The following is a 12,580-nucleotide window of genomic DNA, read 5'->3' on the forward strand; positions in this document are numbered from 1 at the left end:
TCGATTATCGTGCAGTTAATGTCTACAGTGGTTCCATCGCTCGAAGCTTTGAAAAAAGAAGGCGAGCAGGGCAAACGTAAGATTAACCAATACACACGACAAGGCACGCTATTCCTTGCACTTGTGCAAGCAATTGGTATGTGTGCTGGCCTGATCAGCCAGGGAATTACCCTGACCTCTGGTCTGGCTTTTTATGTTCCTGCGGTAACCTCTTTGGTTGCGGGGACCATGTTCTTGATGTGGCTGGGTGAACAGATTACCGAGCGTGGGGTGGGCAATGGTATTTCCATGATCATCTTCGCAGGTATCGTTGCAGGATTGCCGACTTTAGTTATGCAGTCTCTAACTTCAGTTGATAATGGCCAGTCTAGTCTAATTGGATTAGCAATTTTTGGTCTGTTATCGATTGCTGTACTTGCAGCGATTGTGTTTATCGAGAAGGCGCAACGTCGTATTCCGGTGAACTATGCTCAAAAGCAGCAGGGACGTCGTGTATTTACTGCACAGCAAACGCACTTGCCATTAAAAATTAATATGGCGGGTGTAATTCCGGCAATTTTTGCCAGCTCTTTACTTTTGTTCCCAGCGAGCTTAGGTCAGTGGGTTGGTAGTTCGGATCCAAGTGCAGGAATTATCAAGCGTAGTCTACAAGACTTGGCATTGGTGTTATCGCCTGGTCAGCCGTTGTATTTGGTGCTCTTTGGTGCGTTAATTATCTTTTTCTGTTACTTCTATACAGCACTGGTATTTAGTCCTAAAGAAGTGTCAGAGAACTTGAAACGCAGCGGAGCTTACGTGCCTGGTATTCGTCCAGGTGAGCAAACTGCTCGTTACTTAGATCATATTCTCAATCGTTTGACCTTTATCGGCGCGATATACATCACTGTCATCTGTTTAATGCCGATGATTCTGCAAAGCTCTTTTGGTATTCCATTTAGCTTGGGCGGAACATCGTTGCTGATCGTGGTAGTGGTGGTGATGGACTTTATGGCTCAGCTTCAAGCACATCTCACCTCGCACCAGTATGACAATCAAACGTTAATGAGAAAAACGACTGCTCATCCTAAGGGATAAGCGCACTTAGAGGTTTCATCATGAAAGTACAAGCTTCTGTAAAGAAAATTTGTGGTAGCTGTAAAGTTATCCGTCGTAATGGGGTTATCCGCGTAATTTGTAGCGCAGAACCTCGTCATAAGCAGCGTCAAGGTTAATCTGATCAAGACCTGTTGATTTCAGTAGGCGAATTGGGTTATTATCCGCCCCTCAAGATTTTTGTGGGGCGGTTGATTATCTCTACTGCCTTTTTGGAGAAAATTGAATGGCTCGTATTGCCGGTGTAAACATTCCGGATAACAAGCATGCTGTTATCTCTCTAACGTACATCTTTGGTATTGGTCGCCACACTGCTAAGTCAATCTTAGCTGCTGCGGGTATCCCAACTACTACTAAGATCCGTGAATTAGATGACGCTCAGCTTGATGCGATTCGTGCAGAAATTGCCAAGGTTCCGACCGAAGGTGATTTACGTCGCGAAATTTCCATGAACATTAAACGTTTAATGGATTTAGGCTGCTACCGCGGTCTTCGTCATCGTCGCAGCTTGCCTGTCCGTGGTCAACGCACCAAAACTAACGCACGTACCCGTAAAGGTCCGCGCAAACCGATTAAAAAGTAAGATTTCTGGAAGCTAAAAGATGGCTAAAGATACTCGCACACGCAAGAAGGTCACTCGTACCGTCTCTGAAGGTGTTGCACACATTCACGCTTCTTTTAATAACACCATTGTGACTATTACCGATCGTCAAGGTAATGCACTGGCTTGGGCCACTTCAGGTGGACAAGGCTTCCGTGGATCACGTAAATCAACTCCGTTTGCTGCTCAGGTAGCTGCTGAAGTTGCTGGTAAAGCTGCTTTAGATTACGGTTTGAAAAACTTGGACGTCCTTGTGAAAGGTCCTGGTCCAGGTCGTGAGTCTGCGGTTCGTGCATTAGGTGCAGTGGGTTATAAAATTAACAGCATTACCGATGTGACTCCAATCCCTCACAACGGTTGCCGTCCACCTAAAAAACGTCGCGTGTAAGGAGAAACATTCATGGCTCGTTATATTGGTCCAAAATGCAAACTCTCTCGCCGCGAAGGGACAGACCTGCAATTAAAATCTGGCGTTAAACCATTTGACGTCAAAACTAAAAAACACGCTAAAGCTCCTGGTCAACATGGTGGAGCTCGTGGCGGTAAACAATCTGAGTACTCACTACAATTACGTGAAAAACAAAAAGTACGTCGTATGTACGGTGTTTTAGAGCGTCAATTTAGTAACTACTATAAAGAAGCAGCTCGTGTTAAAGGCGCAACTGGTGAAAACCTGTTGAAATTGCTCGAAAGCCGTCTTGATAACGTTGTTTATCGCATGGGTTTTGGTTCTACACGTGCAGAAGCTCGTCAGTTAGTATCTCACCGTTCAATCACTTTAAATGGCCGCCGCGTTAACATCGCGTCTATCCAAGTTAAAGCTGGTGACGTGATTGCAGTTCACGAAGGCGCTAAACAACAATTACGTATCAAAAACGCAATTGAATTAGCTGCTCAACGTGGCATTCCTTCTTGGATGGAAGTAGATCATTCTAAACTAGAAGGTACGTTCAAAGCTGCACCGGATCGTTCTGATTTACCTGCTGAAATCAACGAAAGCTTGATTGTAGAATTGTATTCTAAATAATCCTTGAGGTAGCAATATGACGCGTACTGCAAATGAGTTTCTAACTCCGCAAGCGATCAAGGTCGAAGCGGCAAGCGGGACCTCGGCAAAAGTTATTCTAGAACCCTTAGAGCGTGGCTTTGGTCATACTCTGGGCAATGCTTTACGTCGCATCCTTCTTTCTTCTTTACCTGGCGCTGCTGTGGTAGAAGTTGAGATTGAAGGTGTTGAGCACGAGTACAGTACTTTGGAAGGCTTGCAGCAGGACATCGTCGAGCTCTTGCTGAACCTAAAAGGATTGTCTATTAAGCTGTTCGATCAAAATGAAGCTTATTTAACATTAGAGAAACAAGGTCCAGACGACGTAACTGCGGCTGACCTTCGTTTACCTCATAATGTTGAAGTGGTTAACCCTGAACACTTGATCGGCACATTAAGTGCATCAGGCAATCTTAAGATGCGCCTGAAAGTGGCTCAAGGCCGTGGCTACGAGACTTCTGACTCACGTTTCCCAGAAGGCGAGACTCGCCCAGTGGGTCGCTTACAGTTAGATGCATCTTACAGCCCGATCAAACGTGTGTCTTACACAGTGGAAAACGCTCGTGTAGAACAACGTACTGACCTTGATAAACTGGTCATTGATCTTGAAACCAACGGTACAGTTGATCCTGAAGAAGCAATCCGCAAAGCGGCAACAATCTTGCAACAACAAATTGCAATCTTTGTTGATCTTCAGAAAGATCAAGCTCCTGTGGCTCAAGAACCTCGTGAAGAAGTTGATCCAATTTTGCTTCGTCCAGTAGATGATCTAGAGCTAACTGTTCGTTCTGCTAACTGTTTGAAAGCAGAAAACATTTACTACATTGGTGATCTTGTACAGCGTACTGAGGTTGAGTTACTTAAAACTCCTAACCTTGGTAAAAAATCGCTTACTGAGATCAAAGATGTTCTGGCTTCCAAAGGCTTACAACTCGGCATGCGTTTAGAGAACTGGCCACCAGCTAGTCTCCGTATGGACGATCGTTTCGCCTATCGTAGCCGTTAATTAAGTAGGACTATCACCATGCGTCATCGTAATAGTGGTGTGAAATTAGGCCGTACAAGCAGTCATCGTAAAGCGATGTTCCAAAACATGGCTAACTCTTTGTTCGAGCACGAGTTGATCAAAACAACTGTGCCTAAAGCAAAAGAATTACGTCGTGTTGCTGAGCCTTTAATCACTTTAGCTAAAGTCGATACAGTAGCAAACCGTCGTTTGGCGTTTGCTCGTACTCGTTCAGCTGCAACTGTTGGTAAATTATTTACCGTTCTTGGCCCTCGTTACAAAGAGCGTAACGGCGGTTATCTACGTGTTCTTAAAGCGGGCTTCCGTGCAGGTGATGCTGCACCGATGGCTTACGTTGAGCTAGTAGATCGCGAAGTTAACTAATTTCGTGTAGAGCAGCAAACGTTGTTCGAAAAGGTCGGTTGAATAAACCGGCCTTTTTTATTGTCTTGCATTTACCCATTATCAGGCAGTTTAGAAATTTGTCCTGAAAAGATAAGAAAATAATCACTTTTATTCAAACTTGACATTGTGTATTGTCAATTTTGTGATTTAATAAAATATATGACAATGCTCAGGTAAAAGAAGAATATGGAAAAGCAAGTTGATATTTTAATTGTAGGCGCGGGGATCTCGGGAATTGGTCTGGCGGCCCATCTTTCTAAACATAGTCCTCAACGCTCATTCGAAATTATTGAACGTCGCGAAAGCTTTGGCGGTACGTGGGACCTGTTTAAATATCCTGGCATCCGTTCAGATTCGGATATGTCGACTTTTGGTTTCAACTTTAAGCCGTGGAAAAAAGAAAGTGTATTGGCTTCCGGCTCGGCAATTAAAAATTATCTTGCAGAAGTGGTTCAGGAATTTAACTTGAGCTCAAAAATTCATTTTCAACATCGCGTCGTTAGTGCCAATTATGATTCAGCGACACGTAAATGGTCAGTCGTAGCTGAAAACGCTCAGGGCAAAAAGCAGACCTGGATCGCTAACTTTGTTCTTGGCTGTACGGGTTACTACAATTATGATCAAGGCTTCCAGCCGGAATTCCCGAATCAGGATGCATTCAAAGGTACATTCATTCACCCGCAGCATTGGCCTGAAAATCTGGACTATAGCGGAAAAAAAGTAGTGATTATTGGCAGTGGTGCGACAGCGATTACCCTAGTTCCAGCTATGGTGAAAGGCGGTGCAGGGCATGTGACCATGTTACAGCGCTCTCCAACCTATATCGCTTCAGTTCCTTCGATCGACATGATTTACTCAAAAATGCGTAAATTATTGCCAGAAGACGTGGCCTATAAGCTGACCCGTGCGCGTAATATCGGCATGCAGCGTGGTATCTACGCACTTGCACAAAAACAGCCAAAACTACTGAAAACATTATTATTGAAATCTGTACAGTTTCAGTTGAAAGGGAAAGTGGATATGAAACACTTTACCCCGAATTATGAACCTTGGGATCAGCGCCTATGTGTAGTGCCAGATGGGGATTTATTCAAAATCCTGCGTGAAGGTCATGCATCTGTAGAAACAGATCATATCGAGAAATTTACTGAAACTGGGATACAGCTGAAATCAGGTAAATATCTGGATGCGGATATTATTGTGTCTGCTACTGGTTTAAATATTCAGATTCTGGGTGGTATTCAGGCCACGATGGATGGCAAGCCTTTGGATACGTCGAAGCATATGCTGTATCAAGGGGTCATGCTCAGTGATGTGCCAAATATGGCGCTGATTATTGGTTATATCAATGCTTCCTGGACCTTGAAAGTGGATATTGCCGCAGAATATATCTGCCGTCTGCTCAATTATATGGATCAGCATGGTTATGATGAAGTGAGTCCAGAAGGGGATGCAACGGAATTACTTGAAGATACGGTGATGGGTAGTTTAACTTCAGGCTATATTGCCCGTGCCGCAGATGTGATGCCGAAACAGGGTAAGCATGCACCTTGGAAAGTATCTAATAACTACTTGGCAGACCGTAAAGAGCTTAAAACGGCATCTTTTGAAGATGGAGTATTGAAATTCAAATCGAAATCCAGTGCTGTGCCAGCCAAGCCAAGATTGGTGTCTTAAGTATAGACATAGATAAAAGGAGTACCTGATGTACTCCTTTTTCATATTTCAAATTAGAGTGATCTGGAAATCAGTTCCTTCATGATTTCATTGGTTCCTGCATAAATGCGGTTCGCGCGATTATCCAGGTACGCTCGTGCAATCGGATATTCCAGCATATAGCCATAACCGCCATGCAGTTGTAGGCATTCGTCAACCACTTTGCTATACAGTTCAGAAATTTTGTATTTAGCAGCTGCGGCGGCATCAACTCCCAATTTTTGAATAAGCTGTAGTTGCATACAACGGTCCAGATAAGCTCGGCAGATTTCAATTTCGGTACGCAGTTCTGCCAGTTTAAAACGGGTATTTTGAAAAGCGCTGATCGGTTTGCCAAAGGCTTGACGTTCTTTGGTGTATTTTACCGTATGTGCGAATGCCGCTTCTGCCCCTGCCTGACATATGATGGCCACAATTAACCGCTCCCAAGCCAGTTCTTTCATCAGCATCATAAAACCCATGCCTTCCTGACCTAGCAGGTTTTCTTTAGGCACACGGACATTGTCAAAGAACAGTTCACAGGTATCCTGACCTTTCATGCCGATTTTATTTAAGGGTTTACCTTTACTAAATCCTGCACGATCTGCTTCGACCATAATCAAAGAAAGATTGGCAGAGCCTTTCTCACTATGACCCGTCTTACATACCGCAATTGCCGTATCACAAAGATAGCCATTGGTAATGAATATCTTGGAACCATTAATCACATACTCATCACCCTCTAATACAGCACTAGTGCGTACTGCCTGCAGGTCGGAGCCAGTTCCAGGTTCGGTCATCGCAATTGCCGTGACCACTTCACCTGTAGCCATTTTCGGGAGCCATTGCTGCTTTTGTGTTTCATTGCCAAAGTTCAGAATATAATTGGCCACGATATCGGAGTGCAGTGAAAATCCTGTCGCAGAGTTGCCTGCATAGGCCTGTTCCTCGATCAGGATCATACTGTATAAACGATCCACCCCTGAACCGCCATAAGCTTCAGGCATCGTGGCACAGAGAAGGCCAAGTTCACCGGCTTTATTCCAGAGCTCACGATCGATATGCTGTTGCTGTTCATATTTTTCTGTATGAGGAATCACTTCCTTTTCATAGAATTTACGGACCATCTCCCGAAAGGCTTCATGTTCATCATTGAAAAGCTGACGTGGCAGCATGCTGGCCAATGGACGGATCGCGCTCGAATGCATCTTATAATTTCCTTATTGTGATGTTTTATTTAACTTAAGATAGAGCAGACGAGGGAACAATGAGCTGAATGTTCAAATCTGGAGAATCTGCTGATGCTTTTGGTCATTTGTATGAAATACCTCGAAATTCAGCAATGGCTTAAGGTAAACTACTCAGGTTTGTAACGAGTTGGGAAAATTCGATGACTGATGACATCACCTTAGAAGAGCGCAAAGTGATTTATCGCGCGCGTCGTGGCTTGAAAGAGATCGATGTATATTTTGATCCCTACGTGAAAAACTATTATCTCACTGCTGATCCCTTCGAAAAACAGATGTTTGCTGAGCTGGTTGCACAGGAAGATCCAGACCTGCTGGACTGGTTTATGGAAGTGTCTGAACCCCCACGCCCTGAATTAAAAGATTTTATCAAGAAGCTTAAATTTTACGTTCATGGATAATCGTTGTTTCAAGCTGAAACGCAGCAAGTGTGCGCTGGTGTTTCAGCTTTTTATTTTCGCTGTATTAATGTTCCTGCTGTATCAGTTATTGCCTGTGATAATTTGGCTGGTTTGTGGCGTCATCGGAGTGGTCATCTACCAGTTGTTTTATCGTAAGACACCGCACATTGAGCAGTTTGAATATCTGGATGGACGTGAATGGTCACTGACAGCAGCTGCGCAAGGCACACGGCGAGTGTTGATCAGTCACGTGATTGATCACCAAGCTTATATCGTGGTGTATTTCCAGCATGCAAAAGCACGTCCGTTGCTCATCTGGTGTGACCAGTTGCCTTTTAAACAATGGAAGTCTTTGAAAGTTTTTACAAAAATACTTTAATTGTCCGACAAATGACATTCCGAAATTTTAAATAAATTGATTAAAAATAAAGATTTATCCGCTAACCCTGCTTGAATTGTCAGACAAAAAATCATATTTCTCTGTAAAAACAATGAATTGTCTGACAATTTTTCAGCTGCTTTTTTTATAAGCAGGTACATTTAAGTCACCAACAGCGAACACAGGAGATCATGATGGAATTTCCAATGTGGATGTTTTTGATCGTTGCGATTGTGATGGCCCTAGTCATAGGACGGCTGGGAACGGTGCTGAAGGACAGATTTTCACCTAAATAACAGAATTAAGCTCGAGAACCTATTTTCTTCTCGGCTTGCCAAGTTGATAAGTAGCATGTGCTGAACCGTCGCAATGCTACTTTTTTTTGCCCAAAATTTGGGATTTGATCTACTACAGTCAATTGCAGCTGGGCAATTTAATGGCAAAGTGTCTGGTCTAAATTAGAGTAAATACTCTTTTATTCGTTATATGCTTCTGATATGTTTAGCAGAATAATGGACATAATCACAATTATAGAGGACAGGAAAATGTCGAGCGTCCGAAAAATATGCCAAGGTATGGCGACCATTGCAATAACAACAACAGTTCTAACAGGATGTTCTCAGGTCATTAAAACCGGTGCCAATGTGGCGCTGGGCTTCACTGAAAAGCATATTGTTCCACCAATCCTGGCGATGGATGATGCCGAGATGGTGTGTAATTCCGGGAATTCTTTAACACCAGCCATCATGTCGACCAAGGAAATGGGGGCTGATCCGACTCGTGTTGCGGTACTGATGTACTCCGCAGCGGGGATTTGTGCCGAGCAGAAAGCGCTGGATGCAGAGCTACGGTATCTGCGTGCTTCTAAAGTCAATCAGGTGACTGAAGCTCAGGATGCGCGGATTGAGCAGAAACGCTGGGCTGCACTGGCTGCACAACGTCAGTACACGGGTTATCAGTTATTCCAGACCCGTTATGAGAAAAAATATAAAAAAGCGCTGGGTGAAGGCTGTCCACGCATGAACAGTGATATTGAACAGACAGTTTATCTGCTGGGCATGCTGAGTGGCTTGCAAGCCATGACCAATGACATTAACTCGGGTGGGGCTGTACAAGTACCTAAAGATATTGCGGCTGTGGTTGAGCGTGGCATGACCTGTCTGGATAATACCAAATTCTGGGGCGCGCCAAATGCAACCCGTGCTGTGATCTGGACTTTATTGCCAGGGGCAGGTGATGGGAAACCTGATCCTTACCAAACTCTGAAACAGTCAGTACAAATCGGTGAGCAAAAAGGTGTACGTTTATCACATGCCTTATATGCTGTAGCGGCACAGGCCAGTGGGGATGATGCCAAAATTCGTGATGCGTTAAGAACCTTTGATCAGGCACGTAGTGATGAAAAGCCGGTCAATCCTCAGTTCAAGCTGATCGACAGTATGGCTGCCATTATGGTGAATGGTATTTCTGACCGTTACTGGACTGAAAATACCGGTATTCGTAGTGCAGATGATGGCATGCAGACCTTCTGGGATGAAACAGATAATTCTTCAGAACTGGATGATCTGTTTAGCGCTGACCTATAATTTAATGAAAAATTAAGTGAATGATGCTCATAGAGGTCATTTTCAATATGCTGAAAGGAGTTCAAGGAGCCGATGCAAGATCAACATCTTCGACGAAAAATTATTTTTCTGGCGGCTTTTGTCTCTCTTTCAGCGAGTTTGCAAATCTTTAACGATGCTTTCATCTACTGGCAGGAAAGCCTGCTCGGGGAGTTTTGGCGGCTCTGGACCGCGCACTGGGTGCATGTCGGCTGGGCCCATTATTTTCTGAATATTCTTGCCTTTATCTGTCTACCTTTCATTTTCCCCCGTGCATCTGTGTGGCATTTCGTCTCGATTCTTTTGATTCTGCCGCCGTTGATCAGCCTGAGTTTTTATTTTTTCCTGCCAAATATTGAAGCATACGCAGGACTATCCGGGGTATTACATGGGGCCTATGTCGCAGTCGCCTGTGTGCATCTGCTTTATCAACGCGAACGTGGATTTGCCGTGTTGGTATTATTTTTAATCTTTGCCAAACTGATTTGGGAAAATACCATTGGAAATCAGGAAACTGCACAACTTATCGGCAGTCCGGTACTGGTCGAAGCGCATTTATTAGGGGTGATCTGGGGAGTAGTAGTCGCATTGCTCTATATCTTGGGCAATTATGTCCAGGATAGCTGAAACTGTTGGCAGAAAAGACAAAAAGAAAAGATAAATTGTCATTTTTATTCTGCTGATTTTCATGCAGAGTCAAAACAGAAAATAATGATACTGACCCTTGTAAAGGAATTTTCGGGGCAGACAGGAAGACCAGCGCTTAAAAGAATGTAAGGCGCGAAAACAAGAATAGGAAAATACATGCACAACGATAATCAAAACAGATCAGGATTAGGTCTGTTACGTTATATCTGGACAGAGTGGATCTCGACCTTTATCGTGCTCATCTTGCTCTTACTGACCTTAGTGATTGGAACCGGGGAAATGATTCATGGTCAGTTACTGCGTATGGGCGAGCGTCTGTATGGTGATCCGGCGACAGGCATGCAATATTCGTTTTTGCGTGCTGAACCGAAAGCACCACAATGTGATCGTAATATTAATGTCGATCAAAAAGTTCAGGAGCAGATGAAAGCAGATGCCGCCGATGAATATGCCGATTTCTTCGGTGTACGTTCTGAAGCGGATGTGCGTGCTGCAGTGATGCAGGCACAACAGGTTTGTGAAGAGTCTTACCAGTTCTATGACAAGGCGATAACGCATATTGAAGCGCATCCAAGTATTCGCGCCTATCGCAGTTTTGAAACTTCATTCTTTGGCATTTTCAAGTTCGGGACTGAAAACCGTGCCTTACTGTTGATTATCATGGTGGTATTTGCTGCAATCAGCGCGACATTGAAAACCCATCATATTGGTCTACGTAGTCCAGCCACCCGTATCGATTTCAAAGTCTATTCTGTGGCGATGCTGATCGCGAACAGTTTCCTGGTCTATTCTTCCTACAGCCAATATATGTCGGTGCTGAATTCCGGGGTGCCGATGGGAGACATGAAGTATGTCTACTGGCTATGGATGATTCTCTTTGGGACATTGACCCTGATCAGTCTGTACCAAGTCATTAAGCCACCTCAGGCGACCCGAGAAGGGGGTAGTTTCGGACTGGCTTTCTTAAGCGTGCCACTTTATGCCTATATGGCCATCAGTACCGGGTTTAACTTTGTCTTCTTGATGGATTACCCGATGGGTCAGGGTATCTATCTGGGGCAACTGGTTGAATTTTCGAGCATCTTCCTAAATCTGGCCTTATTTATCTGGGCCGGTATGTTGCTGAAACAAACCCGTGTCGTAGACATGTTCCTGAATATCCTGCGTCCATGGAATCTGGCACCAGAAACCTTGACCTGGTTAATCCTGCTGGCAGCTGCACTACCAACCGCTTATACCGGTGCATCCGGGATTTTCGTGATTGCTGCAGGTGCGATCATTTATAAGGAAGTCTGGAATGCCGGTGGTCGCCGTCAGTTTGCCTTGGCAGCAACAGCGATGTCCGGTTCACTCGGTGTGGTGCTTCGTCCATGTCTACTGATTGTTGTGGTTGCTTCACTGAACAAGGAAGTGACGACAGATATGCTGTATCACTACGGTGTCTATGTCTTCCTGCTCAGTTCAACATTGTTCCTGATCATTTCGCTATTCTTTGCTGAAAGCAAGTTCCGTATTGCTGCACCTGGTCTGGCTGCACCACAGTCTGCACGTGCCTTTGTAAATGTGATTCCTTATATTGTGATTTTCATCCTGATCTGGCTGTTCTACAAATATGCTTTATCTACAGATCTGAATGAATTTACTGCACCTGTCATGATGCCAGTCATTCTGTTGATGATCGTGCTATTTGATAAGTTACGTCATGAGCCTGCACCATTACCACCAGTAGGGCATTGGGATGAAACCTTAACCACAACCTTAGGTTCAGGAAATACGCCTGCAATGGCGACTGCGGGTACAGCCATTAATGCTGAATATCGTGAAGCAGACCATGTTGAGCAGCAGGGCGGTGAGCTGGCTGTAGATCATGGTGTAAAACGTTCGACTGCGGTTGAAAGTTTACGTCATGTCGGCTTCTGGAAATCATTACACATTTCGACCAATGAAACGGTTGGACACATTGGTGCGCTGGTGATTCTGATGGCACTATCTGTCAGTGTGGGCGGCCTGCTGGAACGTATGGAAATTATGGAAGCGTTCCCGACAGACATTAGCAGTACCATTCTTGTGATTTCCATGATTATTGGCCTGATGGTGTTCGTTGGCATGATTATGGACCCATTCGGCGCAGTGATCCTGATTTCAGCAACGGTTGCACCAGTCGCCTATCAGTATGGAATTCATCCGGTGCATTTCTGGATGATTACCTTGATTGGTTTCGAACTGGGTTATGTAACACCACCTGTTGCCCTGAACCATCTGTTAGCAAGGCAATCCATTGGTGATTCTGAGGTGGCTGAAGCGGATGCAGAAGTCCGACATAAGTCCTTCTATTACCGTTATGAGCGCTGGATTTTGCCGGTGATCGTGTTACTGCCAGCGATGCTGATCATTGCCTATGTACCTTATGTATTTAAGCTCTTCGACTGGTATCAGTAATTTGTCTTGTCCTGAAAT

At 44.4% G+C, this 12,580-nt stretch carries 14 protein-coding genes; 13 read left to right on the forward strand and 1 reads right to left on the reverse strand.

Annotated features, from left to right (window positions below; genetic code table 11):
* The 8 genes from secY to B4J23_RS04890 form a co-directional block, all read left to right on the forward strand.
* A partial coding sequence (gene secY, locus B4J23_RS04855; RefSeq protein ID WP_291359005.1) for a preprotein translocase subunit SecY occupies nucleotides 1-1,074 on the forward strand: 1,074 nt, incomplete at its 5' end.
* A gap of 20 nt (nucleotides 1,075-1,094) precedes the next feature.
* On the forward strand, nucleotides 1,095-1,211 hold the full coding sequence (rpmJ, locus tag B4J23_RS04860) for a 50S ribosomal protein L36 (RefSeq protein ID WP_000867907.1): 117 nt from the start codon (nucleotides 1,095-1,097) through the stop codon (nucleotides 1,209-1,211).
* 107 nt (nucleotides 1,212-1,318) lie between these two features.
* Nucleotides 1,319-1,675: a 30S ribosomal protein S13 gene (rpsM, locus tag B4J23_RS04865; RefSeq protein ID WP_004786893.1), complete on the forward strand. Its 357-nt coding sequence runs from the start codon at nucleotides 1,319-1,321 to the stop codon at nucleotides 1,673-1,675.
* Between the two features lie 19 nt (nucleotides 1,676-1,694).
* Entirely contained in the window at nucleotides 1,695-2,081 is a 387-nt protein-coding gene (gene rpsK / locus B4J23_RS04870; RefSeq protein ID WP_001040166.1) for a 30S ribosomal protein S11, read from the forward strand.
* 12 nt (nucleotides 2,082-2,093) lie between these two features.
* Nucleotides 2,094-2,720, forward strand: a complete 627-nt coding sequence (gene rpsD, locus B4J23_RS04875) for a 30S ribosomal protein S4 (protein WP_004786890.1) — start codon at nucleotides 2,094-2,096, stop codon at nucleotides 2,718-2,720.
* Between the two features lie 16 nt (nucleotides 2,721-2,736).
* Nucleotides 2,737-3,744, forward strand: a complete 1,008-nt coding sequence (locus B4J23_RS04880; RefSeq protein ID WP_291359008.1) for a DNA-directed RNA polymerase subunit alpha — start codon at nucleotides 2,737-2,739, stop codon at nucleotides 3,742-3,744.
* Nucleotides 3,745-3,762: 18 nt separating this feature from the next.
* Complete coding sequence (gene rplQ / locus B4J23_RS04885) at nucleotides 3,763-4,128, forward strand: 50S ribosomal protein L17 (RefSeq protein ID WP_004786886.1); 366 nt, start codon at nucleotides 3,763-3,765, stop codon at nucleotides 4,126-4,128.
* Nucleotides 4,129-4,335: 207 nt separating this feature from the next.
* A complete protein-coding gene (locus tag B4J23_RS04890; RefSeq protein ID WP_291359011.1) occupies nucleotides 4,336-5,826 on the forward strand; it encodes a flavin-containing monooxygenase in 1,491 nt (496 codons plus the stop codon).
* Nucleotides 5,827-5,879: 53 nt separating this feature from the next.
* Here the strand turns inward: B4J23_RS04890 and B4J23_RS04895 are convergent, their stop codons facing one another.
* Nucleotides 5,880-7,052, reverse strand: a complete 1,173-nt coding sequence (locus tag B4J23_RS04895; RefSeq protein ID WP_291359013.1) for an acyl-CoA dehydrogenase family protein — start codon at nucleotides 7,050-7,052, stop codon at nucleotides 5,880-5,882.
* A gap of 182 nt (nucleotides 7,053-7,234) precedes the next feature.
* Between B4J23_RS04895 and B4J23_RS04900 the strand changes: the two genes are divergently transcribed.
* The 5 genes from B4J23_RS04900 (at nucleotide 7,235) to B4J23_RS04920 (ending at nucleotide 12,562) form a co-directional block, all read left to right on the forward strand.
* Nucleotides 7,235-7,492 (forward strand): succinate dehydrogenase assembly factor 2, encoded by a 258-nt coding sequence (locus tag B4J23_RS04900; RefSeq protein WP_034590267.1) that lies wholly within the window; start codon nucleotides 7,235-7,237, stop codon nucleotides 7,490-7,492.
* The gene (locus tag B4J23_RS04905) at nucleotides 7,485-7,871 is read left to right on the forward strand and encodes a hypothetical protein (protein ID WP_291359017.1); all 387 of its coding nucleotides are present in this window, start codon (nucleotides 7,485-7,487) and stop codon (nucleotides 7,869-7,871) included. Before B4J23_RS04900 ends, B4J23_RS04905 begins: the two co-directional genes overlap by 8 nt.
* 545 nt (nucleotides 7,872-8,416) lie before the next feature.
* Nucleotides 8,417-9,457, forward strand: coding sequence for a hypothetical protein (locus B4J23_RS04910; protein ID WP_004786877.1), 1,041 nt, complete (start codon nucleotides 8,417-8,419; stop codon nucleotides 9,455-9,457).
* Nucleotides 9,458-9,529: 72 nt separating this feature from the next.
* A complete protein-coding gene (gene rrtA / locus B4J23_RS04915) occupies nucleotides 9,530-10,102 on the forward strand; it encodes a rhombosortase (RefSeq protein WP_104425691.1) in 573 nt (190 codons plus the stop codon).
* A gap of 177 nt (nucleotides 10,103-10,279) precedes the next feature.
* Nucleotides 10,280-12,562 (forward strand): TRAP transporter large permease subunit, encoded by a 2,283-nt coding sequence (locus B4J23_RS04920; protein WP_291359020.1) that lies wholly within the window; start codon nucleotides 10,280-10,282, stop codon nucleotides 12,560-12,562.
* Nucleotides 12,563-12,580: the final 18 nt, after the last annotated feature.

Source organism: Acinetobacter sp. UBA3025, from assembly GCF_002367915.1.
Lineage (GTDB): Bacteria > Pseudomonadota > Gammaproteobacteria > Pseudomonadales > Moraxellaceae > Acinetobacter.